Raw genomic sequence first — 24,673 nt, forward strand, 5'->3', positions numbered from 1 at the left:
TCCCGATCCGGCGGTCTGCCCGGATGGCGGGCGTCGGGTGGCATCCCACTTGCGCGCTTGCCATGATGGTCCTATGAAAAGGCGTGCTCGCCAGCAGGACAGTGCGACGGCTTCGTCAACCATGTTTCGACCCCGGAGGGCAGTTGAATGGGACGCGTGACCCAGCGCCGCAAGGTGCACAAATTCGTGCTGGACGGCTCTGCGCAGGCCGCCGAGCATCCGGTCCGGTACCGCGAGGACGTCCTCGCCGTCGAGGAACCGCTGGAGATCCGCCTCGGCCGGATGTCCTTTTCCGTCACGATGCGCACTCCCGGTGACGACTTCGACCTCGTGGCCGGGTTCCTGGTGTCCGAAGGCGTCATCTGGGATTCCGCGCAGCTGGTTTCCCTGCGTTTCTGCGCCGGCGAGGATGAGAACGGCGTCCAGACCTTCAACGTGGTGGAGGCCCAACTGCGTCCCGACGTCGTCCTGCCGGACACCGGGCGGAAGGTCTACACCTCGAGCTCCTGCGGGATCTGCGGCACCGATTCGATCGAGGCCGTGCGCAAAACCTTGCGCCACAACACCGCCGACGACGGCCTGCGGCTTCCGGTGGAGGCTCTCGCCGCCCTGCCGGACCGGCTCCGCGAAGCCCAGGCCGTGTTCGACAAGACCGGCGGCGTGCACGCGGCAGGATTGTTCCGGATCCACGACGACGGATCGTCGGAACTGCTGTGCCTGCGCGAGGACGTGGGCCGGCACAACGCCGTCGACAAGGTGGTAGGCTGGGCCCTCCGCGAAGGCAAGCTTCCGCTGACCGGCACCGTGCTGCAGGTTTCGGGACGTGCTTCCTTCGAACTGGTGCAAAAGGCCGCCTTGGCCGGAATCCCGGTGCTCGCCGCGGTCAGTGCCCCCTCCAGCCTTGCCGTGGAGCTTGCCGAGGAAACCGGTGTGACCCTGGTGGGTTTCAGCCGCCGCACCAGCCTGAACGTGTATGCCGGCAGCGAGCGCCTCCTGGGCGGTGTCACGTCTCCCGCCTGAGCTCCGGCGGAGTGGCGGCACGGCACAGAGAGAGTCGGCAATCACTTGGCGATTGGCCTCCGACGACGTAGATTTTTATCCATCGAATGGAAGCGTCGTGCCGGACGGGACAGCACTGTCCGCAATTTGACAAGCCTGCTTCCCATTGACGCGTACGGCCCGGCCGTGAAACGACGGCGGGGCGCTAGGGGGATCTGAATTGCACGACGATCGGCGACTGACCGAAAAGCGCCTGGACCGTTTTGTCCGCGAGCGGATAGCGCCGGCGATCTACGGCCGCACAGTTCCGCTGACCCTGAGCAGCTGGGACGTTCCGGGCGAGCCGGTCCCCGCCGCCGAAGCCATCCACCAGGAGTACACACCCCTCGAACACGGTTCGGCCTGGGGCCGGGCCTGGAGTACCAAGTGGATCCGGTTGCAGGGCGAAGTCCCGGACGGCTGGGGCGCCCCGGAGGGCACGGCGGTGGAGGTCGTCGTCGACCTCGGCTTCAGCAGTGACGCCCCCGGCTTCCAGTGCGAAGGCATCGCCTGGCGTCCGGACGGCACCATCATCAAGGCCATTTCCCCGCGGAACCAGCATGTGCCCCTGAAACTGCTGGGCGGCGGCATGTCGGTGGACTTCTACGTGGAGGCCGCGGCGAATCCGGACGTGAGCCAGGGCTGGACCTTCGCCTCCACGCCGCTGGGCGACAAAGCCACGGCGGGATCGGAACCGCGCTACCGGCTGGGCCGGATTGCCATCGCCGAACTCAACGAAACCGTCTGGGAACTGAACCAGGACATCTGGACGCTCAGCGGGCTCATGCATGAGCTGCCCACTGAGCTGCCGCGCCGACACTTAATCCTGCGCGCCTTCGAACGCATGCTGGACATCATGGACCCGGACGACATCGCCGGAACCGCCGCCGCCGGACGTGCTGCCCTCGCCGGGGTCCTGGCCAGCCCCGCCTACGCCTCGGCGCATGAGCTGCTGGCCACCGGCCACGCCCACATCGATTCCGCCTGGCTGTGGCCGGTCCGCGAGACCATCCGCAAATGCGCGCGGACCTTCTCCAACGTCGTGGCGCTCATGGACGACAACCCGGACTTCGTGTTCTCCTGTTCCTCCGCGCAGCAGCTGGCCTGGATCAAGGAGTTCTACCCGGAGCTGTTCGTGCGGATCCGGGAGAAGGTCAAGGCCGGGCAGTTCATGCCCGTGGGCGGCATGTGGGTGGAATCGGACACCAATATGCCCGGCGGCGAAGCCATGGCGCGCCAATTCCTCGAAGGCAAGAGCTTCTTCCTGGAAGAGTTCGACGTCGACTGCCAGGAGGCCTGGCTGCCAGACTCCTTCGGCTATTCCGGGGCCCTGCCGCAGATCGTTAAGTCCGCGGGCTCACGCTGGTTCCTGACCCAGAAGATCTCCTGGAACCAGGTCAACAGGATGCCCCACCACACCTTCAACTGGGAAGGCATCGACGGCACCCGGCTCTTTACCCACTTCCCGCCCGTGGACAGCTACAACGCCGAACTCCACGCCCGCGAACTCGCCCACGCCGAACGCAACTACCGTGAACACGGCCGCGGCACCGTTTCCCTGGTGCCCTTCGGATACGGCGACGGCGGCGGCGGACCCACCCGCGAAATGGTGGCCGCGGCGCACCGCACCGCGGATCTCGAAGGTTCGCCGAAGGTCCGGCTGGGCACCGCCAAGGAATTCTTCCAGCAGGCCGAGGCCGAATACCCGGATCTGCCGGTCTGGGTGGGGGAGCTCTACCTGGAAATGCACCGCGGAACCTACACCAGCCAGGCCAACACGAAGCAAGGAAACCGCCGCTCGGAGCACCTCCTGCGGGAAGCCGAGCTGTGGTGTGCGACGGCGGCTGTGCGGAGCGGTCATCCCTACCCGGCCGCGGAGCTCAAGAAGCTGTGGCGGCTGGTCCTGCTGCAGCAGTTCCATGACATCCTGCCCGGCAGTTCGATCGCCTGGGTCCATCAGGATGCCGAACGCAACTACGCGGCCATCGCCCGTGAACTCGAGGACATCATCGCCGGCGCCGCCACGGCATTGCTAGGCCCGGGGGATACCCGATTCCTGCTCAACGCCGCGCCCCACGCCCGCCACGGCGTGCCTGCCCTGGCTGCGGCCGAAGCCGCAGACCCCGGTCAGCCCGTGGAGGCCACGGAACGGAACGGCGGCTACGTGCTGGACAACGGGGTCATCCGTGCCGTGCTGGATGCCAACGGCCTGTTGGTTTCCCTGTCCGACCACGCCAGCGGGCGCGAAGCCATCGCACCAGGGCAGGCCGGCAACCACCTGGAATTGTTCCGCGACACCCCCAACGAATGGGACGCCTGGGACATCGAGGAGTTCTACCGCCACAACGTCCGCTCCCTGGCCGAAGCGCGTTCGGTGCGGCTCGAACGCGACGGCGGGGACGCCGTCGTCGTGGTGGAACGCGAGGTGGGTTCCTCCACGATCACCCAGCGGATCAGCCTGGCGGCGGGAGCGCCGTCCCTGGACATCTCCACGGCCGTGGACTGGCAGGAGCGGGAGAAGCTGCTGAAGATTTCCTTCCCCTTCGATGTGCGGGCGGACCGGTCGGCCTCGGAGACCCAGTTCGGGCACGTCTTCCGGCCGACCCACAGCAACACGTCCTGGGAAGCGGCGAAGTTCGAAATCTGCGCCCACCGCTGGATCCACGTGGGCGAACCCGGCTACGGCGTCGCCGTCGCCAATGCCTCCAGCTATGGCCACGACGTCACCCGGGCCGTCCGGGACGACGGCGGCACCACTACCAACGTCCGCGTCTCACTGCTGCGGGCCCCGAAGTTCCCCGATCCGCAGGCCGACCGGGGCATGCACGTCCTGGAGCTGAGCGTCCGCCCCGGCGCTGCGATCGCCGACGCCGTCGAGGAGGGCTACCGCCGCAACCTCGCGCCGCGGACCGTGGCCGGGGCGAAGGCGGCGGAGTCTCTGTTCACAGTGTCCGGAAGGGCGCTCGCCGTGGAGGCCGTGAAGCTGGCCGAAGACGGATCGGGGGACGTGGTGGTGCGGCTCTACGAATCCCTCGGCGAACGATCCAGCGGTGTGGTCACGGCCAACTTCCAGGCAAGCTCGGTGCAGGCGGTTGACCTGCTGGAGCGGCCCGTGGACGCGCCGGGGGTGGCGGCCGGCACGGACAACGCCCGGCTCACGCTCCGGCCTTTCCAGCTCGTGACCCTGCGCTTCGGCCGCTGAGCGGGCGCACCCCCCGCGGGTTCAGACCTCGTGCTGGATCCGTTTGACGAACTGCTTGGTGCGCTCCTGCTGCGGGGCGCCCAGGACCTCCGCTGCGGGTCCGCGCTCTACCACGACGCCGCCGTCCATGAAGACCACCTCGTCCGCGACGTGCCGGGCGAAGCCAAGCTCATGGGTGACGATCACCATGGTCCAGCCTTCCTCTGCCAGTTCCTTGATGACGCTCAGGACTTCTCCCACCAGCTCCGGATCGAGGGCCGAGGTGGGCTCGTCGAAGAGCAGGAGCTGCGGCTTCAGGGCCAAGGCCCGCACGATGCCCACCCGCTGCTGCTGGCCGCCCGAGAGCTGGAAGGGGTACGCGTCCCGCTTTTCCGCCAGCCCCACCCTTGAAAGCAGCCGCAGCGCGTCGGCCTCGGCCTCGGCCTTGGGGCGCTTCTGCACCTGGACGGGGCCCTCGGTGACGTTCTTCAGCACCGTCATGTGCGGAAACAGATTGTAGTGCTGGAAGACCATGGCGCTGCGGTCCCGGAGCGCCGCGATGTCCCGTTTGCCCACGGCGCCGCCGAAATCCAGCTCGAGGTCCTTGCCGCCCGGGGAGCCGGCGGAGGCTCCGAAGGCAACAGTGCCGCCGTCGGGCACTTCAAGACCGTTGAGGGAACGCAACACGGTGGTCTTACCGGAACCGGAGGGCCCGATCAGGGCCACCACCTGGCCGCGGCGGACGTCGAGGTCGATGCCGCGCAGCACGGTGTTGCTGCCGAACGACTTGGTGAGTCCGCGCGCGGAAAGCACCAGGGAAGCATCAACGGGATCAGTGGGCGACATAGCGGTCCAATCTGCGTTCCAGGGCCGACTGCGCGGTGGACAGGGCCAGGCACACCACCCAGTAGACCAGGGCTGCCTCGAGGTACAGCACCATGAACTCCTGGCTGAACGCGGCGATCTGCTGGGCGTTGCGGAAGAGCTCGGTCACCAGGATGAGGGAGGCCAGCGAGGTGTCCTTCACCAGGGAGATGAAGGTGTTGGACAGCGGCGGCACCGAGACCCGGGCGGCCTGCGGCAGGATGATCCGCAACAGCGTCTGCGTACCGGACATGCCGATGGTGTGCCCGGCCTCCCATTGCCCCTTGGGCACGGAAAGGATGGCCGCTCGGATGATCTCCGCCGCGTACCCGCCCACGTTCAGCGAGAAGGCGATGATGGCGCTGGGCCAGGGCTCAAGCTTCACTCCCAGGCTGGGCAGGCCGTAGAAGATCACAAACAGCTGCACCAGCAGGGGAGTGCCACGGATGACCGAGACATAGAACCGGGCAATGGCGGAGAGAACCCTGTTGGGGCTCAGCCGCAGCAATGCCACCAACAGGGCAAGAAGCAGGCCGAAGGCGAAGGACGCCAGGGTCAGCGGGATGGTGCCGGTGAGGGCGCCGCCGACGATCGGCCCGAAGGAACTCCAGACGAGGTCCCAGTTGAAAGTCATCCGTGGGCCTGCCGGTTACTTGGTGACGTCTGCGCCGAAGTACTTCTGCGAGATCTTCGCCAGGGTTCCGTCCGCGCGGAGCTCGGCCAGCGCCTTGTCGACGGCGGCGGCCAGTTCCGTGGATCCCTTGCGGAAGACGAAGGCGCTCTCGGTCTTCTCTTCGGTTTCGGCGGCGACCTTCAGTCCGGAATCAGGGGTCGCCTTGGCGTAGTCGAGGTACGTCAGCTTGTCGTTGACCGTGGCGTCGACCCGGCCCTGGCGGACCAGGGTGGCGGCCTGGGCCCAGCCTTCGACCGACTGCACGTTGGCGCCGGCCTGCACAGCCATCTTGTAGAAGTTGCTGGTGAGCGACTGCGCGGTGGTCTTGCCCTTGAGGTCGCCGAAGCTGTTGATGCTGGAGTTGTCGGACTTGGTCACCACGACGCCGGTGGACACCGTGTACGGGGAGGAGAAGGTGTACTTGGCCTTGCGCTCGTCGTTGATGGAAATTTGGTTGGCGATCGTGTCGAAACGCTTGGAGTCCAGGCCGGCGAAGATGCCGTCGAACTGGGTTTCCTGGAAGCTTGCCTTGACGCCCAGCTTGGCTGCCACGGCTTCGGCGATTTCGACGTCGAAACCGGTGAGCTTGCCCGAACCTTCCTCATGGAAGCTGAAAGGCCGGTAGGTGCCTTCCGTGGCGATCACGATTTCGCCCTTGGACTTGATATCGGAGAGGGAGGTGTCGGAACCGGAGGAGGAGGGGGCGGGGCTTCCGCCGCAGGCGGCCAGGGTGAGGGCGGCAGCGGCGAATGCTGCGGAGATCGCGGTGCGGCGGGTGAGCAGGCTTTTCATGAATGCCATCTTAGCCATGGGTCTCTGCCTGAACCGGATCGGCATGGCCTGCGGAAGAGCCGTTAAAAAGGCTGAGTGGGGGGGCGGTCCCCAACAGCCCGCCCACCACTCATCCCCCCAATGGTGATCCTGTCCGCGCCACAGCTTCTCGAAACCCGTTCATGATTCAAGGGCCAGGCTGCGTCTCATTCACACAATCATTATTGTGGCACGTTCTAATGGGTTTGTGAAAGAGGTTACGCGGTATGTTTAGGATTTCTTCACCAAACGTTATCCGCGGGCCGTCCGCCGGGCAAGGGATTTCGAGAGCCAGATCCCACCCAGGCCCAATGCGCTGGCAAGCGCGGCCGAGTAGTTGATGGCAGGGCGCAGCCAGGACGCCGATTCCGGAACCAACGGGAACCCCTGCGACAGGAGCAGCAGACAGAAGCCCAGGAACAAGGTGCCGGAGGCAAGGCGTAACAATGCAGGACCGGAGCCGCGGACAGCCTGCCAGATGCCGGGAAGCAGGCAGGCGGCCACGTAGCCGGGGTAGAACCGGCCCAGCGCGGCGTAACTTTCCAGGGAAGCAGTCTGGGGAAGGCCGGACAGCCCGGCCGTTGACCCGCTGGTCTCCATGGCGAAGAAGATCCAGGCCGTCAGCACCGCAACGAGCAGCAGCACCGCCATGCCGGCGGGGCCGCGGATCGCACGCATCCCAGCCGACGACCCGAAAGCGGCGGCGGTCTTGACTCCCAGCAGCAGGAAGGTGCCGTAGAGCATGAAGCGCAGGAGGAGGTTGGCCAGGTTGAAACCGCCCAGCGCGGCGTCCACGGCAAGGTACGGCTCACGGATGCTCAGCAGGATGTCCACGGAGAGCAGGGCGAAAAGGAAGAACATGGCCCGGTTCTGGCCCCTGATCGCGCTCGGAACCCGCACGGCTGTCATCGCTATGCAGACAAAGAGTGTCAGCCACGGCAGGAGGGCGGTCATCCCAGGTTCTCCCAGATTCGTTCGGTGCGGTTTCTTTCGTGTTCCTGGCGGTGCAAGGACTTGCCCAGCGCCTGCAGCCGTTCCCCGGCGAGGGTAACCAGGTCCCCGGTGCCCAGCCGGTCGAGGGCTGCCCGCCTCGCCCCGAGCGGCCAGCCGGCTTCCTCTTCGCTGACCAGGCCGCTGGCGATCAGCCCGCCCGCGGGCCCGACGCCGGCCTCCCGGGCCGTGGCGACGGCCAGTTCCGGGGGCATCCGGTTCGCTGTCAGATGGGCGGAGAAGTTCTGCGGGGCAATCCCGGTGGCGTGGCTGACCCGGTGCCGCAACTCGCCGTCGTCGATCGCCTCCACCCAGTTGCGCACGGAAGTCTCGTGCGGCGCGGAAGCCAGCCCGAAGCGTTGCGGCGCCCCGGGATCGTTCCGGGCGATGACGGCGCGGAGCAGGTCCATGGTGGCGATCTGGCTGATGAGCTCGGCGTCCGTGGGTGCCACGGGAGTGCCGCGAAGGTCCGCGTAGGAATCGAAGGACGCGAGGGCGGAGACAGGGTTGACATCCAGGGCACGGCTGATCCGCACCAGCGATGACTCCGCCACCTTGCCGCGGACCATCTGCTGCGCCAGGGTGGTCCGTTTCAATCCGGAGATCCTGCAGACATCGGAAGTGCTGACGCCCGGGGCAACTCCATGCAGCCAGCGCTGGAACGCTTTGGAAGGGAGTGACATGCTCGGCTTTCGAATCTGCTAAGGGACTGGTTTTACGAACGGGACCTATTGAATTATGCTTGATTCCCGAACCCGCTGGTCCGAACACCCCCCAAGTCCGGACCAGCGGGTTCTTCCATGCCCGGAGGCAGCCCGCCCTGAATCGGCCTTCCCGGCTGCCGGCACGGTGAGAGGATTGAACAATGACTGCAACACTCGTCGCCAAGGATCTGTCCGGCGGCCACGGTCACCGCACCTTGTTCTCCAAGCTCTCCTTGACGGTGGCTCCGGGAGACGTGGTGGGCGTCGTGGGTGCCAACGGGGCCGGCAAGTCCACGCTTCTTCGCATCCTGGCCGGGGCTGATCGCCCCCAGGAAGGCACCGTGAGCCTGGCACCGGCAGATGCCTTCGTCGGTTGGCTGCCGCAGGAGCACGAACGCACCCCGGGCGAGACGGTGGCAGCCTACATCGCCCGCCGCACCGGCTGTGCCGATGCCACGATCGAGATGGAAGCCGCCGCGGAAGCCCTGGGCAGCGGCGCGCCCGGCAGTGAGGATGACTACTCAACGGCCTTCGACCGCTGGATGGCCTCCGGGGCCGCGGACCTTGAGGAACGCATCCCCGCAGTCCTGGCCGAGCTCGGCCTCGAGACCGGACATGAAGCCCTGATGACCGGGCTCTCCGGCGGCCAGGCCGCGCGCGTGGCCCTCGCCGCCCTGTTGCTGAGCCGCTTCGACGTGGTCCTCCTCGACGAACCCACCAACGACCTTGACCTCGAAGGCCTGGACCGGCTGGAGAAATTCGTCCAGGGCCTGCGGGGCGGGGCCGTGCTGGTGTCCCACGACCGCGAGTTCCTGGCCCGCTGCGTCACCCGGGTGGTGGAGCTGGACCTGGCACAGAACTCCGTGGCCGTTTACGACGGCGGCTACGACTCCTTCCTCGAAGAACGCGCCGTAGCCAAACGGCACGCCCGCGAACGCTACGAGGAATACGCCGGCACCAAGGCTGACCTGGTGGCACGTGCCCGCACCCAGCGCGAATGGAGTTCGCAGGGCGTCCGGAACGCGATGAAGAAGAACCCGGACAACGACAAGAACCGGCGCGCCGCCAACACCGAATCCGCCGAGAAACAGGCCCAGAAGGTGCGCCAGATGGAGTCCCGGATCGCCCGGCTGGAGGAAGTCGAAGAGCCGCGCAAGGAATGGCAGCTGCAGTTCAGCATCGGTGCCGCCCCGCGCTCCAGTTCGGTGGTCGCTACGCTGCGGGACGCCGTCGTCCGCCAGGGGGACTTCACGCTCGGACCGGTCAACCTCCAGCTGAACGCCGGCGAACGGATCGGCATCACCGGCCCCAACGGTGCCGGGAAGTCCACCCTGCTGCGGCTCCTGCTCGGGATCACAAGCCCCGACGACGGCGAGGCCTCCCTGGGAGCGTCGGTCGCCATCGGCGAAATCGACCAGGCCCGGGGCCTGCTGGCCGGGCACCTCACCCTGGCGGCCGCCGTCGAGACGGTCCTTTCGGACTGGCCCACCGCCGAGGTGCGCACGCTCCTGGCGAAATTCGGGCTGAAGGCCGACCACACCTCCCGGACCGTCGACTCGCTCTCGCCGGGGGAGCGGACCCGCGCCGCCTTGGCCCTGCTGCAGGCCCGCGGCGTGAACCTGCTGGTCCTGGACGAGCCCACCAACCACCTTGACCTGCCGGCCATCGAACAGCTGGAAGAGGCACTGGACAGCTACGACGGCGCGCTGCTGCTGGTCACCCACGACCGGCGCCTGCTCGAAAACGTCCGCCTGGACGTGCGCTGGCACGTGGAGAGCGGCCAGGTCACGGAACTTCAACACGCAACTGGAGGCACAAAGCCATGAGCATGGACCGCGTGGCGTGGACCTCGCTCTACAACATCACCCGGGCCAAGAGCGGCTCGCAGCCGTTCTCCAAGGAGACCCTCAAACGGGTGCTGGCCTTCGCCAAACCGCACCGCAGCCGGCTGATCGCCTTCGTGCTGGCCTCGATCGCCGGGGCCATCCTGGCGGTGGCCACTCCGGTGCTCGCCGGGCGGGTGGTGGACACGATCATCGCCGGTTCCGGCGCCGGGGAGGTGATCTGGCTGGCCGTGCTGATCGCGATCGTCGCGGTGGCCGAGGCCGGGCTGGGACTGCTGACCCGCTGGCTTTCCTCCATGATCGGCGAAGGCGTGATCGTGGACCTGCGCACCAGGGTGTTCGACCACGTGCAGCGGATGCCGATCGCCTTCTTCACCCGCACCCGCACGGGCGCATTGGTCAGCCGCCTCAACAACGACGTCATCGGCGCGCAGTCTGCGTTCGCCGGCACGCTCTCCGGTGTGGTCAGCAACGTGGTGGCGCTCGCCTTGACCCTTGTGGTCATGCTGAACACCTCCTGGCTGGTGACCGTGCTGGCCATGGTGCTGCTTCCTGTCTTCCTCATTCCGGCCCGGCGGATGGGCTCCAAGCTGGCCGATCTCCGCCGCGAGGCCGCCACGCACAACGCGGCCATGGGCACCCAGATGACCGAGCGTTTCTCCGCCCCTGGGGCCACTTTGGTGAAACTGTTCGGCCGGCCGGACGACGAATCCGCCGAGTTCGCGCTGCGGGCCGGCCGGGTCCGGGACATCGGCGTGCGCACGGCAATGCTGCAGTTCACCTTCATCACGGCACTTACCTTGGTTTCGGCGCTCGCGCTTGCCCTGGTCTACGGGTTGGGCGGCTGGCTGGCTCTCCAGAAGCAGCTGGCGGCCGGCGACGTCGTGGTGCTGGCCCTGCTGCTCACCCGGCTCTATGCCCCGCTCACCGCGCTGTCCAACGCACGCGTCGAGATCATGAGCGCACTGGTCAGCTTCGAGCGGGTCTTCGAGATCCTGGACCTGGAACCGTTGATCAAGGAAAAGCCGGGCGCCGCCGCCATCCCCGAAGGCCCCGTGGCGGTGGAGTTCGACGACGTCCGCTTCGGCTACCCCTCCGCGGACAAGGTGTCGCTGGCTTCCCTCGAGGAAGTGGCGATCCTGGACACCAGGGGCGGGGAAGAAGTGTTGCACGGTATCAGCTTCCGGGTCGAGGCCGGGCAGACCGTTGCCTTGGGTGGGTTCCTCCGGCGCTGGCAAGTCCACGGTGGCGCAGCTGCTGTCCAGGCTGTATGACGTCGACTCCGGCACGGTGCGGCTGGGCGGCTACGGCCCCGGGACCGGCATGGACATCCGGGACGCCAGCTTCGACTCGCTCCGGGACACGCTGGGCATGGTCACCCAGGACGGTCACCTCTTCCACGAGAGCATCGCGTCCAACCTCCGCCTGGCCCGGCCCGGCGCCACGGACGAGGAAATGTGGGACGTGCTGCGCCGGGCCCGCCTGGAGACCATGGTCCGCTCGCTGCCCGACGGCCTGGACACCGTGGTGGGGGAGCGCGGCTACCGGCTCTCCGGCGGCGAACGCCAGCGGCTCACCATTGCCCGGCTCCTGATCGCCCAGCCCCGGGTGGTCATCCTCGACGAGGCGACGGCGGCACTGGACTCCACGAGCGAAGCCGCCGTGCAGGCGGCCCTGGGCGAGGCGCTCCAGGGCCGGACCGCCGTCGTGATTGCCCACCGGCTGTCAACGATCCGCGCGGCTGACGCCATCCTGGTGGTGGAGGACGGCCGGATCATCGAATGCGGAACGCACGCCGAACTCCTCGCCGCGGACGGCCGCTACGCGGAGCTGTACAACACCCAGTTCGCGGAGGCGACGGCGGTGGCGCAGGAGGCCGTTCCCGAGCTGTGAGTCCCAACTGACTGACAGTTAATGTCGTTTTGAGCGCTCAGAACGGCATTAACTGCGAGCTAGTTGGGCGGGCTACTGCTTGGCGAGGGCCGGAAGCACGTGCTCGGTCAGCAGCGGGGCGAGGTCCTCCGGCAGCTCGCTGCCGAGCTCCAGCCAGCGGATCTCGGCGATCTCCGCCGAGGGGTGCGCCTCCCAGGTGCCGGGCGCCGTGAAAACGGTGGCCTGGATGTCCGTGGCGGCCGTGGCCAGGTAGACGCCCAGCGGTTCGAGTTCGCCCGGGGCGATCCGGATGCCCACCTCCTCGGCGAGCTCCCGCGACGCCGCCTCGGCGGCGTTTTCGCCCGGCTCCGGCTTGCCGCCGGGGTGCATGAACTTGTCCGTGCCGCGCTTTCGGACCGTCAGCATGCGGCCCGCGCCGTCGTACACGCAGACCGCGCTGACGACGATCAGATCCCTCATGGTTCCCTCCTCAGGACGGATTCGAGCAGCAGGTCCTTCGCCGGGCCGTGCACGTCCCAGCTGAAGGCGAAGGAATCGGGGCCCAGCCAGCGGTAGTCCACCGCGTAGTCGTCGGGGTCGCACCAGTGCCGGTCATGCGCCGCGTCCGGGCTGAAGCTGAAGCGGTGGAACGGCCGGCCGTCAGGGAAGAACATGTCCATCGCGTCGGGGCTGTCCGCGGGGCGCAGCACATATTCGCGGGAGGCGGGGCCGCTGTGGCTTCCCCATTGGAGGGTGCCGTCCTCGCGGTAGTGGAGGCCGCCGTCGGGGGTTTCGGAGTAATGCGCGACGCCGGTGAAGGTTCCGCGGGTGCCGCTGCCGCGGTCCCACAAGGTGCGCTCCACGGTCCAGCCGCCGGCCAGCCAGGCGCGGAGATCCGGGACGGGCTGGGTGTCAGTCAAGTGCCCTCGATTGGAATCGAACCAACGACACCGGCTTTAGGAGAGCCGTGCTCTATCCACTGAGCTACGAGGGCGGGCGGTGCACGAAGCCTGCTTCATTTGGCCAGGCGCCGAACACGCATCTAAGCATACAAGCTGCGGGCAAAGCCTCCGAACACACCCCGCAACCAGGGCCTACGCCGCCGGGGTTCCCTGGGCGAGCGTAGCGAGCCTAGGGGCGGCGGGGACGTAGGCTGGGGCGTGATGGGAAAGCAGATCTCCGCCCCGGCCGTGCCGGGCAGCTTCCTGCCCGATCTCGGAAATCCCCGGTCCCTCGTCGGCGCGTGGGCCCAGCTCAGCGTGGTGCAGTACTTTGCTGCCGAAGCGGCGGTGATCGAAGCCTGGGCGGCTCCGGACCCTTACGATCGCCGCACCGGCTTCATCAGCGATCTGGGCGCCATCAACTGCGCGGTCTACGAGGGGCGGGACGTCTGCTCCCCGCTGCATCTGCTGATGAATGCCTCGTTCGTGGTGCAGGGCCTGGGCCTGCTCCTGGGGGCCTTGCTGCTGGGCTCGGCAATGCTGTGCATCGCGGCACGGCCGGGAGTGCGTATCCTGCAGGATGCGGCGTACCGCCGGAGCTGGAGCGGGGCGGCCGGTGTCCGCGTGCTGACGGGGGCGGCCGGGGCGGGGACGGTGATTGTGGGATTGGTGCCCGAAGACCTGGGCTCGCCCTGGCATTTCGCGGGAGCGCTCATGTATTTCATCGGGGGAGCCCTCGCCCTGTTGCTCCTGGGGTTCCTGTGGCTTCCCCATACAAGATTGAGCTGGTTCCTCCTTGCCTGCGGTACGGCATGTTTCGGGGCGCTCATCGTGGGCGCAGTGACCCGTATGGAGCTGCCCGAACCCGGCACTTTGGAGCGGCTGATGGCCTACCCGTTGACGGTCGGATTCTCCGCGGCCGGCCTGCTGATTGCCACCCGGGTGAGGCGGGTCCGGCGCACCGCTGCCCGCGCCGCGGCCTGGGACAGAAAGGAGCGGATGTGACAGGAGTGACTTACTATTGGTCCACCGCTGCAAGGCGCCGACAAGACAGATGGCGAGTCGGAGCCGCAGGAAAACCATCGCCACGGCAGGATCCGGGACCCATGAGCAATCAGCAGATCGCGCCCCATCAAGGAGCCACGGACCTGGGAAGCGCCGGGACGATTGAGGTGGAGTTGGCTGACGACGGCATAGTCGAGGTCGTCCTTCCTGTCTGCTCGGAGGTCCGTGCTCCGGAAGCCCAAGCCGCGGCTGCCGTAGTGCGGGCAATGTCGGACGGGCGGAAGCGCCCCGTGCTGATGACCCTGACGGGCGTGTTGGATATCAATGACGGTGCACGCGCCGTCTATGCCGCCGCTGAAACGGTCTCGGCTTTCGCCCTTGTGGGGGAGACCCCGGTGGACCGTGTGCTGGCGCATTTCCTGTTGAGGGCCACTCCGGAGTCCATCCCTGCGCGCTTCTTTGCCTCCGAGGCTGCGGCCCGGGAGTGGTTGGCAGGTTATCTGTGAATCCTGAGTCGCAGGACCCGCGCCTCCTGGCGCTTGTCGAAGGGGTCATCCGGATAGCCGACGGCGACCTCAGCACGCGGATCCCGCTTTCCGGTCCGCGGGATGAAGTTGCCGCCGTCATCGCCGGGATCAACCTGATGGCCGACGACCTCCAGGCCGTTTACCGCGAGCTTGAAGAACGGGTGGAGACCCGGACGGCGATGCTCCGCGAGGCCCAGATCGAGCTTGAACGGATGGCCCTGACCGATCCCTTGACGCAGCTTGCCAACCGTACGGCCCTCAACCGGAAATTGAGCCACGAACTGGCCGAAACCGCACACGGCGAACTGCCGCCGGCGTTGCTTGTCCTGGACCTCGATTCCTTCAAAGGCGTCAACGACAGGCTGGGCCACAGTGCCGGCGACGACGTGCTGCGGATTACTGCGAAGCGACTCGCTGACGCTGTCCGTGAAGGTGATGTCGTTGCCAGGCTTGGCGGGGACGAGTTCGCGGTGATGCTGCCCAAATCGAACGTGGTGCAGGCCCGTGGTGTGGCCAAGCGGATTCTGCGTGCCCTGGCGGAAAGCATTGAGATCGGAGACCTGCGGATCGTTTGCGGGACCAGCATCGGGCTCAGGGTCGCCGAGCCGGGGCAATCCGTTGACGAACTCGTGATGGAAGCCGATACCGCGATGTATGCGGCCAAGGCAGAGAAGCGCAATACGGTCCGGGTGTTCGAACCGGCGCTGCTGCATGCACGCCGGCTGCAGGGACAGATGATCACCGAACTGCGGGAGGCGATCCGGACGGACCAGTTGGTTCTCTATTACCAGCCCGTGGTGGAGCTCAGCAGCGGCCGCTTCGAAGGGGCCGAGGCCTTGGTGCGGTGGAACCACCCTGAACGGGGTTTGCTGATGCCGGACAATTTCATCCCGCTGGCCGAGGAAACCGGGCTTATTGTCGAACTCGGCGACTGGGTCCTTCGTGAAGCCCTGAGGCAATTGCGCAGCTGGCTGGACACCCCGGGACTCGTCGATGACTTCAGCATGCGGGTGAACATTTCCCCCACCGAGCTAAGAAGCCTGGAACTGATCGAGCGGGTACGTGACGCACTCGCCGAAACCGGCGTCGACGCTTCGAAGCTGGTCATCGAGCTCACGGAATCGGTGGCTGTCAACGGCTCCGATCTCGACCGGTACTCCCTGTCCGGCCTGCGCCATCTTGGCGTCCAGTTGGAGATCGACGACTTCGGCACGGGGTATTCCTCGATCAGCTACCTGCGCAACCTGCCGGTGCATGTCGTCAAGATCGACCGCTCGCTCATTGAAGGACTGGGTACGGACGATGGCCAGAGGGATTTCGTCGCCGCGGTGCTGCAGCTGATCCACGCCTGCGGAATGGAAGCGGTCGCGGAAGGAATCGAGACCGCCGAACAGGCAGCGGAATTGTCTTGGCTCGGATGTGCCAGCGGCCAGGGTTACTACTTCAGCAGGCCGGTGCCTCCTGCGGATTTCGTCCGCTTGCTGGGCCGCGCCTGAAGCCGTGCCTGCTTCGAGGGGTGCCTGATCCGGAGCACGCGGAGAAAGCGCCCGGGCAATGCGAAGGGCGCCGGAGGTGATCCGGCGCCCTTGCTTGCCTCAACTGTGCTTGGTCTTAGATGTCGTTCCCGGTGGTTGTGGAGTTCGGCCACCAGCCGCCGGCTTCAACGGAGCTGTTCGAGAAGTTCGGCCACCAACCGCCGGCTTCTACGGAGCTCTGCGTGAAGTTGGGCCACCAGCCACCGGCGATGGAGGTATCCTGTCCGGAATGCTCGGCATTTGCCGAAATGGCCGCCGACGTGGAAAACCCGGCCACCGCAAGAGCGGCAGCGGCAAGGAAAGTGGCGATGGTTCTTTTCATACGAGCGCTCCTGATAGGTGACTGATGTGAAGCAAGAGAACGGAGTGAAACGTAGTTAGTATAGCGATTTGCGACACGCCGTGTCACTAGATTGGGTTTACGATTTCCGGGGAAAATGGTATGCCTCGCGGGCGTCCCAGCCGGAACCATGCACTGCCTATTTCGGGATAATGAGGTCATGTCGGAAAACAGGGGGACACCGTCCTATGCAGCTGCAGAGCTGCGCGCCAGGGAATACAGGGCCAGCCACGAATTCGCCAAGGCAGCGGACAGCGCGCGAAACGCGGCGGAAACTGCCCGCCAGGAGGGCGACGCCTCCGGATGGTGGAACATGGCCTTTTTCCAAGCCGAGAACCTGCTGGACGCCGGGAACGTCGGCGAAGCCGCAGACCTTGCCCGGACGCTGGCGGAAACACCCTTGGGCGATGCCTCATCCCGGGACCGCGCGAGGGCGCTGATCCTGTTGGCGAAGTCCGTGCAGGGCAGCGGGCTCCTGGACGATGCCGCGGAAGCGGCGCGCTCCGCCGTCGGCCTGCTGGGCGACGACGCCGATGCGGAGTTCGAAGTCCACGCCCGCCAGGCCCTGATCGCGGCGCTCGCCGAGTCCGGCAAGCTCGAAGAGGCCTGGGAAGAATCCCTTGCGCTTTCCGCGCGGATCTCGGACGACATGGACGACCAGTTGGCAGGCAAGGCGTACTGGGTGATCGGCAACGTCGCCTTCCTGTGCAACAAGGTCGAGGAAGGCCTGGAGCACCACGAACTCGCTGCCGACACCTTTTCGCCGTCGAGCAACCTCGATGTCTGGGCGAAGTTCAACAAGGCCTCGGCGGCGATGCGCCTTGCCGCCGGGGTTGCAGATACCGGGACGCTTCGCTGCATTGAGCGCGCGGAGCTTGCCACGGACATCGTTGGTGGCAGCGAGGAAGACATCCTCCTGCTGCGCTACGTCCGCGCCCATTGGACCTTCCTGGCCGGAGACGTCCCGGCTGCGATCGTCCTCCTGAACGAAGTCACTGGGTCCGCGGACAAGCTCCCGCCGCAGACCGCGGGGGAGGCCTACTTGCTCCTCGCGCGGGCGGAAGCCTCGGACGGGCGCCGGAAGGCCGCCGAGCTGAGCGTGAGGCGGTCCATGGAGTACTTCGAGACGGCCGGCGCCCACCAGCGCGCCGCCCAGGCCGGTGCCCTGCTGTCCAGCGACGCGGACGCCCCGACGGCCTGACCCTTCGCCCGCCGCACGGCGCGGGTCTATATTTGGCGCTATGACGACGGCGGGTACCCCGCGGGCGAGCGACCGTGCACTGCTGCCGGACCTCGCCGGACGGCGTGAACTGGTAGGTGCCTGGGCCTCCCTGAGCCTCATCCACTACTTCGTGGTCGAAGCCGCGGCCATGGCCGCGTGGCAGGGTACGCCGTCGTACGACAGGCGCTCCCACGTGATCAGCGACCTCGGCGCCGCGAAATGCACTGTCTTCAACGGCCACGAAGTCTGCTCCCCGCTGAACTGGCTCATGAACGCCTCCTTCGTGCTCCAGGGCGTTGCGATGGTGCTCGGCGCGGTGCTGCTCAGCTCCGCCGTCCTGTCCGTGGCAGCCCAGCCCGGACAGCGGGCCATCCGGACCGGTCCGGGGAACATTCCCTGGCTGGCCGCCGGGGCAGTCAGGGCCCTGATCCTGGTGGCGGGAATCGGGCAGGCAATGGTCGGCCTCATCCCCGAGGACACGGAACTGGCATGGCACCTGACAGGAGCCGGCCTTTACTTCATCGCCGCTCCGCTGGCCCTGGCGATCCTCGGCCTTGTGTGGCTCGGCCGGAGCAGCATGTCCTGGATGGTGCTGCTTTTCGGCATGGTCTCGCTCGGCGCCACCGTCTTCGTGCTGGCCGCATCGCTCCGCGTAGACGAACCCGGGGCCATCGAGCGGACCATGGCGTATCCGATCATCCTCGGACTGTCCCTGGTGGGCCTGACGGTTGCCTACCGGGTGCACGGCGAACGCCGGAGGCTCCGCAGGCTCGCCACGGCAGCCCGGTAGTTGCCTAGGCGCGTTTCGCGCGGCGCCCCAGGAAGACAGCGAGCACACCGCCGGCCAGGCTCAGCAGGAAAAGCACCCAGCCCAGCACAGTAAGGGTGGATGCCAAGGCAACCTGCCCGGCGTCGGGCGCTGCCGGAGCCAGGGCGGCATCCACGGCAACGTTGGCCCACAAACGGACCACGGCAAACGCCAGGGGCGCCGCCCACAACGCCCAGCGCAGCGCCTTGCGGGAGACGTTGATGCCCACCAGCAACAGCCAGCTGAAGCCGAAGATCAGCGGGAACAAGGTGCCGGCCGTCTTGTGGATGTAGCCCAGCTGGCCGCGGGCGTCGTCGTTCATTGCGCCGTGCAACTGCTGGACGTAGTCGGAGGAAAAGCCGCCGATCAGGGAATCCGGCATGGCCAGGCCGCCGGAGAGCTGGGTCATCTGGTTCAGGGTCAGCAGGTGCAGGTACCAGAACAGGAAGACGCTCGCCACGACGCCGGCGATCACCACCAGCTTCCCGTTGCCCTCGGCCTGGGCCCCGTCTTTCTGAATTACGGTGCGGTTGGTGGTGGGGTTGACGGGTGTTGCCGTGTGGCTCGCTGGAACGGCTGCCTTAGCGCCGTGCTTCCTGATCCTTTGGGCGGGGGTCTTGGCCATCCAACCATTATCCCGCCACTTAAGCTGGACCCATGACCACTGGCAGGCACTCCGCTGTTGAACTCGATCCCGCACTCGACGACTACGAACTGGCCGCGGCCCTTGTCCGGGAGGCCGGGCAGCTCGCGCTCCTGATGAGGATGGGCGGGCTCCAGGCCGACCGCAAGACCTCCGTGTCCGATGTGGTCACGGCCGCTGACCGGGCCGCCGAGGCCTATGTGCTGGAGCAATTGCGCCGCTGCCGCCCCGACGACGGAATCCTCGGCGAGGAAGGCAGCTCGGTGGCCGGCAGCAGCGGCCGGACCTGGGTGATCGACCCCGTGGATGGCACCTACAATTTCCTGCACGGCTCGGCCTACTGGTGCTCGGCGATCGCCCTCAAGCGCGACGGCGGCGGGTCCGACGGCGGCGGGTCCGACGACGGCGGCCCGGACCCGGAGGCGATCCTCGGCGCCGTCTACCAGCCGGAGCCGGACAAGCTTTGGGTAGGTGGCGAATCCCACCCGGCCACCCTCAACGGCGAACGGATCGCCGGTCCCTCCACCACCCCGCTCGCGGAACTCTGTGCCGCCACGTACATCCACCCCACTTGGCTCGCAGATCCGCGCGCGGCCATGCCTTGGCACGCGGCCGCGGTGTCGGCGGCGTCCCTGCGGATGTTCGGCTCCGGCTCCTGCGACCTCGGCCGGGTGGCCGACGGCGAACTCGGCTGCTGGTTCCAGCACAGCTGCCCCGAGTGGGACTGGCTCCCCGGCAAGGCGATCGTCCGCGCGGCGGGCGGGGACACCGCCGTCGTCCGGGTCAACGGACTGGACTGGTTCCTCGCCGGAGGCCCGACGGCGGTCAACGAGCTCCGCGCGGCCCTCACCTCCGTGCCGCAGTTCGCCTAGCCGGCGCCCGGAAGGCGCCCGGCGTCCGGTCCGCATGGCGGTCCGGAAACCGGCTGTCAGCCCCACCGCCTAGACTTGTAATCACCATGGATATGTTGTTCGACCCCTATGCAGGCAGCTCCTACAAGGCTGCGCCCGAGCCCGCCCGCTCCCTCGCCGGTGCCGCCCTGCCCGCCTCGGCGTCCGGCGGGCCCGGCGCGTTGCCGGGTGGTTCCGGTAGCGGGGGGCCTGCTCCGTGGGAGTCTGCCGGCGGGCACGGTGGGCACTCCATGCCAAGCGCCGAGTCGCTGCTGCTGGGCCTGAACCCGCAGCAGGAAGAGGCCGTGAAGCACTCCGGCAGCCCGCTGCTGATCGTGGCCGGCGCCGGTTCGGGAAAGACCCGCGTGCTCTCCAACCGGATCGCCTACCTGATCGCCACAGGGCGGGCACACCACGGTGAAATCCTGGCCATCACCTTCACCAACAAGGCCGCCGCCGAAATGCGCGAACGCATCGAGGCCCTCGTGGGCGGACGTGCCAAGAGCATGTGGATCTCCACCTTCCACTCCTCCTGCGTGCGCATCCTCCGGCGCGAGGCCGCCAACGTTGGCCTGAACTCCAACTTCTCCATCTATGACTCCGCCGATTCGCTGCGGCTGATCACCCTGGTGGCCAAGAACCTGGACCTGGACCCCAAGCGTTTCGCGCCCAAGGCCATCCAGCACAAGATCTCCGCGCTCAAGAACGAGCTCGTGGACGACGACGCGTTCGCCGCCGCGGCCAACTACAACGATCCCTTCGAGCAGGCCGTGGCCGAGGTGTTCAAGGGCTACACGCAGCGGCTGCGCCAGGCCAACGCCATGGACTTCGATGACCTCATTGCCCAGACGGTCTACATGTTCCGGGCCTTCCCTGCGCTCGCGGAGTCCTACCGCCGGCGCTTCCGGCATGTTCTGGTGGACGAATACCAGGACACCAACCATGCGCAGTACGCCCTGGTCCGGGAGATCGTCGGCACGGACGCCGCAAGCCAGGAGGCCGCAAGCCATGGCGGCGCGGGACACGTCGGGCCGAGCGAGCTGACCGTCGTCGGCGATTCCGACCAGTCCATCTACGCCTTCCGCGGCGCGGACATCCGCAACATCGTGGAATTCGAAGAGGACTACCCGAACGCCCGCACCATCAAGCTGGAGCAGAACTACCGCTCCACCCAGAACATCCTCTCTGCGGCGAACTCGGTGATCTCGCGCAACCCGAACCGGCAGGAGAAGCGGCTCTGGACGGCCGAAGGCGACGGCGAGAAGATCATCGGCTACGTGGGCGAGAACGAACACGACGAAGCCCAGTTCATCGCCAAGGAGATCGACCGGCTCCAGGACGAGGAAGGCCTGCGTCCGGGCGACGTCGCCATCTTCTACCGCACCAACGCCCAGTCCCGTTCCATCGAAGACGTGCTGGTGCGCGTCGGCCTGCCGTACAAGGTGGTGGGCGGCACCCGCTTCTACGAACGCAAGGAAATCAAGGACGCCCTTGCATACCTGCGCGTCCTGGTGAACCCGGACGACGACGTCAACCTCCGCCGGGTGCTGAACGAACCCAAGCGCGGCATCGGGGACCGCGCCGAAGGTGCCGTGGCGGCCCTCGCCGAACGCGACCGCAGCTCCTTCATGGCGGCGGCCCGCCGCGCCGCGGAAGCCCCCGGAATGGCCACGCGCTCGGTCAACGCGGTGCTCGGCTTCGTGAAACTGCTGGACGACCTGGCCGAGGTCGCGTCCGGCTCGGGCGCTGCCGCGGCTTTGGAAGCCGTGCTCGAACAGACCGGGTACCTGGCCGGGTTGCGCGCCAGCAGCGATCCGCAGGACGAATCCCGGGTGGAGAACCTCGCCGAACTGGTGGCCGTGGTCCGCGAATACGAACGCGACAACCCCGAGGGCTCGCTCGGCGAATTCCTGGAGCAGGTGTCCCTCGTGGCCGACGCCGACCAGATCCCGGACGCCCCGGGCGCGGACATCGACGCCGCCGTGGCCGAGGCCAAGCGCCTGGGCGTGGTCACCCTCATGACCCTGCACACGGCCAAGGGCCTGGAATTCCCGGTGGTGTTCCTGACCGGCATGGAGCACGGGATCTTCCCGCACCAGCGTTCGGCCACGGACCCGAAGGAACTGGCCGAAGAGCGCCGCCTGGCCTACGTGGGGCTGACCCGCGCCCGGCAGCGGCTCTACGTCACCCGCTCCGAGGTCCGCAACTTGTGGGGCCAGAGCCAGTACAACCCGGCCAGCCAGTTCATCGAGGAAATCCCCTCCGAGCTGGTGGAGTGGAAGCGCGAGGGAACGTCCCGCCAGGTGGGCGGTTGGGGCGGTTCGTCCCTGGGCGGCAACCGCTACGGCGGTTCCTATTGGGGAGCGGGGGCCTCCCGGGGTGCCGCCGCTAGCCCGACCGCAGGGTTCGACGCCGACGTGCCCGCCGCCGTCGCGCGCAACCGGGTGCAGCCGCAGAAGGAAGTCATCGCCGTGGTGGTGGGGGACAAGGTCAACCACACCAGCTTCGGCAACGGCACCGTGATCGGCGTCGAGGGAACCGGGGACAAGACCGTGGCAAAGGTGACGTTCGACGTCGGGGAGAAGCGCCTACTGCTGCGTTACGCGCCGCTGACGAAGCTCGAGGGCTGACTTCGCGCGGCATAATGGGTGGCATGCGACGGACTGTGTTGGGGATTCTGGCCGCCTGCCTGCTTGCGCTGGCCACCGCGTGTTCGGTGTCCACGAAGGACCCTGACTATGTGCCACCGGCGCCGCTGCCTCCCCTGGAGCAGCTCAAGCAGGTCCCGGTCACCCAGCCCAGCGAACTCGGCAGCGGGGAAGACCTGACCGCCTTCGTCACCGAGGACCGCAACATCGCCTGCGCCATGACCTCCGCCCGGGGAGACCACTTGAACCTGCCCTACGAGGCCAACAACTACGACGACAGTGCCAACGCAAAACTTGCGACCGTCCCGGTGGTGCACTGCGAGCTGGCCGTGTACCCGGCGCCGCAGGCCAGGGACGTCACCGACAACTGCAACGGCACCGGCCTGGGCTACCTTGGCGGCACCGTGCTGCTGCGGCCGGACAAGGTGGCCTACGGCGCCTGCCGTTCCGGCGTCACCGAGATGGAAGCGGAGTTCGCGCCCAAGGGCAGCCGCACCGGCCCCATCGCGGAACTGCCCGTACTCAGCGAAGGGCGGAACATCGAACGCAACGGCCTGCGTTGCTCCACCTACAACGGCGGTGTCGCCTGCGGGAACCTCTCCGCAGGGGTGGCCTTCTTCGTGAACCGGGCCGGATACCTGCTCGTCTCCAAGGGCGGAACCGTGACCAGCGGCAAGATGCCGGCATCATAACCTGCAACTGAGAGGAAACTGCTGAAAAACCGCGCGATTACGCGGATTTTCTACGATTGATAGAAGTGTGTGGTTACTCACTTAACGGGTACTGTAGAACCGGCTTGCCTCCGCGGGCGGCTAGAGTTCCAGAGGAACTTGCGCAATGTGACCGGCAGTTTTGGCGGGATCTTGCACACTGCTCTTCCGCAGCTGGTTTACCGCGGTCACCGCGGACGCCGGCTGTACCGACACTACTTCGACGTAGAAGGACACTAAACCGTGGACCTGTTTGAATATCAGGCGCGCGATATGTTCGAAGCGCACGGTGTACCCGTGCTCGCCGGCATCGTGGCGCACACTCCTGAAGAAGCAAAGGCAGCTGCCGAGAAGATCGGCGGAGTCACTGTCGTCAAGGCACAGGTTAAGGTCGGTGGCCGCGGCAAGGCCGGCGGCGTGAAGGTTGCCAAGACTGCAGATGAGGCACTTGAGCACTCCACCAACATCCTGGGTATGGACATCAAGGGCCACACCGTCAACAAGGTGATGATCGCCCAGGGCGCAGACATCGCCGAAGAGTTCTACTTCTCCATCCTGCTGGACCGCGCCAACCGCAACTACCTGGCCATGTGCTCGGTGGAAGGCGGCATGGAAATCGAGCAGCTCGCCGTCGAGCGTCCCGAGGCCCTGGCCAAGGTCGCCATCGACCCCGCGGTCGGCATCGACCAGGCCAAGGCTGACGAAATCGTCGCCGCCGCCGGCTTCTCCGCCGAGCTGGCCCCCAAGGTCTCCGCCGTCATCCTGAAGCTCTGGGACGTCTTCAAGAAGGAAGACGCCACCCTGGTCGAGGTCAATCCGCTGGTCCGTACCGGCGCCGGCGACATCGTTGCCCTGGACGGCAAGGTCTCCCTCGACGAGAACGCCGACTTCCGCCACGTGCACCACGCCGAGCTGGAAGACAAGGACGCCGCGGACCCGCTGGAAGCCAAGGCCAAGGCGCAGGACCTGAACTACGTGAAGCTTGACGGCGAAGTGGGCATCATCGGCAACGGCGCCGGTCTTGTGATGTCCACCCTCGACGTCGTCGCTTACGCAGGCGAGAACCACGGCAACGTGAAGCCCGCCAACTTCCTGGACATCGGTGGCGGAGCCTCCGCCGAGGTCATGGCCGCAGGCCTCGACGTCATCCTGGGCGACGAGCAGGTCAAGAGCGTTTTCGTGAACGTCTTCGGCGGCATCACCGCCTGTGACGCCGTGGCCAAGGGCATCGTCGGTGCACTTGCCGAGCTCGGTTCCTCCGCCAACAAGCCGCTGGTTGTCCGCCTCGACGGCAACAACGTGGACGAAGGCCGCCGCATCCTGACCGAGGCCAACCACCCGCTGGTGACCCTGGCAGCAACCATGGACGAGGGCGCCGACAAGGCCGCCGAGCTCGCCAACTCGAAATAAGCACCGAGAAGTAAGGCG

21 protein-coding genes, 1 tRNA gene and 1 pseudogene are annotated in these 24,673 nt (G+C 67.1%); 13 read left to right on the plus strand and 10 right to left on the minus strand.

The window, feature by feature from the left end:
• The first annotated feature begins 147 nt into the window (after positions 1-147).
• Positions 148-1,020 carry a formate dehydrogenase accessory sulfurtransferase FdhD gene (gene fdhD / locus ACZ9CK_RS03125; protein WP_426302302.1) on the plus strand — a complete coding sequence of 291 codons (873 nt, stop codon included), beginning with the start codon at positions 148-150 and terminating at the stop codon, positions 1,018-1,020.
• Between the two features lie 199 nt (positions 1,021-1,219).
• Positions 1,220-4,240 (plus strand): alpha-mannosidase, encoded by a 3,021-nt coding sequence (locus ACZ9CK_RS03130; RefSeq protein WP_476049211.1) that lies wholly within the window; start codon positions 1,220-1,222, stop codon positions 4,238-4,240.
• Positions 4,241-4,261: 21 nt separating this feature from the next.
• Here ACZ9CK_RS03130 and ACZ9CK_RS03135 read toward each other — a convergent pair whose 3' ends face one another.
• The 5 genes from ACZ9CK_RS03135 to ACZ9CK_RS03155 all read right to left on the minus strand — a co-directional run bounded on the left by ACZ9CK_RS03135 (position 4,262) and on the right by ACZ9CK_RS03155 (position 8,239).
• Positions 4,262-5,065: an amino acid ABC transporter ATP-binding protein gene (locus tag ACZ9CK_RS03135; RefSeq protein ID WP_476049212.1), complete on the minus strand. Its 804-nt coding sequence runs from the start codon at positions 5,063-5,065 to the stop codon at positions 4,262-4,264.
• Positions 5,052-5,717 carry an amino acid ABC transporter permease gene (locus tag ACZ9CK_RS03140; RefSeq protein ID WP_426302305.1) on the minus strand — a complete coding sequence of 222 codons (666 nt, stop codon included), beginning with the start codon at positions 5,715-5,717 and terminating at the stop codon, positions 5,052-5,054. The genes ACZ9CK_RS03135 and ACZ9CK_RS03140 overlap by 14 nt, the downstream gene beginning before the upstream one ends.
• Before the next feature lie 15 nt (positions 5,718-5,732).
• Positions 5,733-6,548: an amino acid ABC transporter substrate-binding protein gene (locus tag ACZ9CK_RS03145; RefSeq protein ID WP_426302306.1), complete on the minus strand. Its 816-nt coding sequence runs from the start codon at positions 6,546-6,548 to the stop codon at positions 5,733-5,735.
• A 270-nt stretch (positions 6,549-6,818) separates the two neighbouring features.
• Positions 6,819-7,520, minus strand: coding sequence for a hypothetical protein (locus ACZ9CK_RS03150; protein WP_426302307.1), 702 nt, complete (start codon positions 7,518-7,520; stop codon positions 6,819-6,821).
• Positions 7,517-8,239, minus strand: a complete 723-nt coding sequence (locus ACZ9CK_RS03155) for a hypothetical protein (RefSeq protein WP_426302308.1) — start codon at positions 8,237-8,239, stop codon at positions 7,517-7,519. Before ACZ9CK_RS03155 ends, ACZ9CK_RS03150 begins: the two co-directional genes overlap by 4 nt.
• Before the next feature lie 182 nt (positions 8,240-8,421).
• Here ACZ9CK_RS03155 and ACZ9CK_RS03160 point away from each other — a divergent pair, with 182 nt between their 5' ends.
• Together ACZ9CK_RS03160 and ACZ9CK_RS03165 are read left to right on the plus strand one after the other, a co-directional pair.
• Positions 8,422-10,086 carry an ABC-F family ATP-binding cassette domain-containing protein gene (locus ACZ9CK_RS03160; RefSeq protein WP_476049213.1) on the plus strand — a complete coding sequence of 555 codons (1,665 nt, stop codon included), beginning with the start codon at positions 8,422-8,424 and terminating at the stop codon, positions 10,084-10,086.
• Positions 10,083-11,997 (plus strand): annotated as a pseudogene (locus tag ACZ9CK_RS03165) (ABC transporter ATP-binding protein). Before ACZ9CK_RS03160 ends, ACZ9CK_RS03165 begins: the two are co-directional and overlap by 4 nt.
• A 72-nt stretch (positions 11,998-12,069) precedes the next feature.
• On the opposite strand, the gene ACZ9CK_RS03170 reads toward ACZ9CK_RS03165, so the two are convergent.
• From ACZ9CK_RS03170 to ACZ9CK_RS03180, 3 genes are all read right to left on the minus strand, one after another.
• Positions 12,070-12,456, minus strand: coding sequence for an NUDIX hydrolase (locus ACZ9CK_RS03170; RefSeq protein ID WP_476049214.1), 387 nt, complete (start codon positions 12,454-12,456; stop codon positions 12,070-12,072).
• Positions 12,453-12,896 (minus strand): DUF6314 family protein, encoded by a 444-nt coding sequence (locus ACZ9CK_RS03175; RefSeq protein WP_476049215.1) that lies wholly within the window; start codon positions 12,894-12,896, stop codon positions 12,453-12,455. The genes ACZ9CK_RS03170 and ACZ9CK_RS03175 overlap by 4 nt, the downstream gene beginning before the upstream one ends.
• Before the next feature lies 1 nt (position 12,897).
• Positions 12,898-12,970 (minus strand) — tRNA-Arg (locus ACZ9CK_RS03180).
• 169 nt (positions 12,971-13,139) lie between these two features.
• Between ACZ9CK_RS03180 and ACZ9CK_RS03185 the strand changes: the two genes are divergently transcribed.
• The 3 genes from ACZ9CK_RS03185 to ACZ9CK_RS03195 all read left to right on the plus strand — a co-directional run bounded on the left by ACZ9CK_RS03185 (position 13,140) and on the right by ACZ9CK_RS03195 (position 15,945).
• Positions 13,140-13,922 carry a DUF998 domain-containing protein gene (locus ACZ9CK_RS03185; protein ID WP_476049216.1) on the plus strand — a complete coding sequence of 261 codons (783 nt, stop codon included), beginning with the start codon at positions 13,140-13,142 and terminating at the stop codon, positions 13,920-13,922.
• Positions 13,923-14,023: 101 nt separating this feature from the next.
• A complete protein-coding gene (locus tag ACZ9CK_RS03190; protein WP_426302314.1) occupies positions 14,024-14,428 on the plus strand; it encodes a DUF7793 family protein in 405 nt (134 codons plus the stop codon).
• A complete protein-coding gene (locus ACZ9CK_RS03195; protein ID WP_426302315.1) occupies positions 14,425-15,945 on the plus strand; it encodes a putative bifunctional diguanylate cyclase/phosphodiesterase in 1,521 nt (506 codons plus the stop codon). Before ACZ9CK_RS03190 ends, ACZ9CK_RS03195 begins: the two co-directional genes overlap by 4 nt.
• A 115-nt stretch (positions 15,946-16,060) precedes the next feature.
• Here the strand turns inward: ACZ9CK_RS03195 and ACZ9CK_RS03200 are convergent, their stop codons facing one another.
• Entirely contained in the window at positions 16,061-16,306 is a 246-nt protein-coding gene (locus ACZ9CK_RS03200) for a hypothetical protein (protein WP_426302316.1), read from the minus strand.
• Between the two features lie 178 nt (positions 16,307-16,484).
• On the opposite strand from ACZ9CK_RS03200, the gene ACZ9CK_RS03205 reads away from it, so the two are divergent.
• Positions 16,485-17,525 (plus strand): hypothetical protein, encoded by a 1,041-nt coding sequence (locus tag ACZ9CK_RS03205; RefSeq protein WP_426302317.1) that lies wholly within the window; start codon positions 16,485-16,487, stop codon positions 17,523-17,525.
• A 40-nt stretch (positions 17,526-17,565) separates the two neighbouring features.
• Complete coding sequence (locus tag ACZ9CK_RS03210; RefSeq protein ID WP_476049217.1) at positions 17,566-18,336, plus strand: DUF998 domain-containing protein; 771 nt, start codon at positions 17,566-17,568, stop codon at positions 18,334-18,336.
• Between the two features lie 4 nt (positions 18,337-18,340).
• Here ACZ9CK_RS03210 and ACZ9CK_RS03215 read toward each other — a convergent pair whose 3' ends face one another.
• On the minus strand, positions 18,341-18,979 hold the full coding sequence (locus ACZ9CK_RS03215; RefSeq protein WP_476049218.1) for a hypothetical protein: 639 nt from the start codon (positions 18,977-18,979) through the stop codon (positions 18,341-18,343).
• Positions 18,980-19,011: 32 nt separating this feature from the next.
• Here ACZ9CK_RS03215 and ACZ9CK_RS03220 point away from each other — a divergent pair, with 32 nt between their 5' ends.
• From ACZ9CK_RS03220 to sucC, 4 genes are all read left to right on the plus strand, one after another.
• Complete coding sequence (locus ACZ9CK_RS03220; RefSeq protein ID WP_476049219.1) at positions 19,012-19,869, plus strand: inositol monophosphatase family protein; 858 nt, start codon at positions 19,012-19,014, stop codon at positions 19,867-19,869.
• 86 nt (positions 19,870-19,955) lie between these two features.
• Positions 19,956-22,517, plus strand: a complete 2,562-nt coding sequence (gene pcrA / locus ACZ9CK_RS03225) for a DNA helicase PcrA (RefSeq protein WP_426302321.1) — start codon at positions 19,956-19,958, stop codon at positions 22,515-22,517.
• A 14-nt stretch (positions 22,518-22,531) separates the two neighbouring features.
• Positions 22,532-23,227 carry a hypothetical protein gene (locus ACZ9CK_RS03230; RefSeq protein WP_476049220.1) on the plus strand — a complete coding sequence of 232 codons (696 nt, stop codon included), beginning with the start codon at positions 22,532-22,534 and terminating at the stop codon, positions 23,225-23,227.
• Positions 23,228-23,488: 261 nt separating this feature from the next.
• Positions 23,489-24,655 carry an ADP-forming succinate--CoA ligase subunit beta gene (gene sucC / locus ACZ9CK_RS03235; protein ID WP_426302323.1) on the plus strand — a complete coding sequence of 389 codons (1,167 nt, stop codon included), beginning with the start codon at positions 23,489-23,491 and terminating at the stop codon, positions 24,653-24,655.
• The last annotated feature ends 18 nt before the right edge of the window (positions 24,656-24,673 follow it).

The organism is Arthrobacter sp. TE26545, assembly GCF_056279005.1.

Coding starts and splice junctions, on each gene's coding strand:
- fdhD (WP_426302302.1), top strand. CDS start 148: ATGGGACGCGTGACCCAGCGCCGCAAGGTGCACAAATTCGTGCTGGAC.
- ACZ9CK_RS03135 (WP_476049212.1), bottom strand. CDS start 5,065: ATGTCGCCCACTGATCCCGTTGATGCTTCCCTGGTGCTTTCCGCGCGC.
- ACZ9CK_RS03140 (WP_426302305.1), bottom strand. CDS start 5,717: ATGACTTTCAACTGGGACCTCGTCTGGAGTTCCTTCGGGCCGATCGTC.
- ACZ9CK_RS03145 (WP_426302306.1), bottom strand. CDS start 6,548: ATGAAAAGCCTGCTCACCCGCCGCACCGCGATCTCCGCAGCATTCGCC.
- ACZ9CK_RS03150 (WP_426302307.1), bottom strand. CDS start 7,520: ATGACCGCCCTCCTGCCGTGGCTGACACTCTTTGTCTGCATAGCGATG.
- ACZ9CK_RS03155 (WP_426302308.1), bottom strand. CDS start 8,239: ATGTCACTCCCTTCCAAAGCGTTCCAGCGCTGGCTGCATGGAGTTGCC.
- ACZ9CK_RS03160 (WP_476049213.1), top strand. CDS start 8,422: ATGACTGCAACACTCGTCGCCAAGGATCTGTCCGGCGGCCACGGTCAC.
- ACZ9CK_RS03170 (WP_476049214.1), bottom strand. CDS start 12,456: ATGAGGGATCTGATCGTCGTCAGCGCGGTCTGCGTGTACGACGGCGCG.
- ACZ9CK_RS03185 (WP_476049216.1), top strand. CDS start 13,140: ATGGGAAAGCAGATCTCCGCCCCGGCCGTGCCGGGCAGCTTCCTGCCC.
- ACZ9CK_RS03190 (WP_426302314.1), top strand. CDS start 14,024: ATGAGCAATCAGCAGATCGCGCCCCATCAAGGAGCCACGGACCTGGGA.
- ACZ9CK_RS03200 (WP_426302316.1), bottom strand. CDS start 16,306: ATGAAAAGAACCATCGCCACTTTCCTTGCCGCTGCCGCTCTTGCGGTG.
- ACZ9CK_RS03205 (WP_426302317.1), top strand. CDS start 16,485: ATGTCGGAAAACAGGGGGACACCGTCCTATGCAGCTGCAGAGCTGCGC.
- ACZ9CK_RS03210 (WP_476049217.1), top strand. CDS start 17,566: ATGACGACGGCGGGTACCCCGCGGGCGAGCGACCGTGCACTGCTGCCG.
- ACZ9CK_RS03215 (WP_476049218.1), bottom strand. CDS start 18,979: ATGGCCAAGACCCCCGCCCAAAGGATCAGGAAGCACGGCGCTAAGGCA.
- ACZ9CK_RS03220 (WP_476049219.1), top strand. CDS start 19,012: ATGACCACTGGCAGGCACTCCGCTGTTGAACTCGATCCCGCACTCGAC.
- pcrA (WP_426302321.1), top strand. CDS start 19,956: ATGGATATGTTGTTCGACCCCTATGCAGGCAGCTCCTACAAGGCTGCG.
- ACZ9CK_RS03230 (WP_476049220.1), top strand. CDS start 22,532: ATGGGTGGCATGCGACGGACTGTGTTGGGGATTCTGGCCGCCTGCCTG.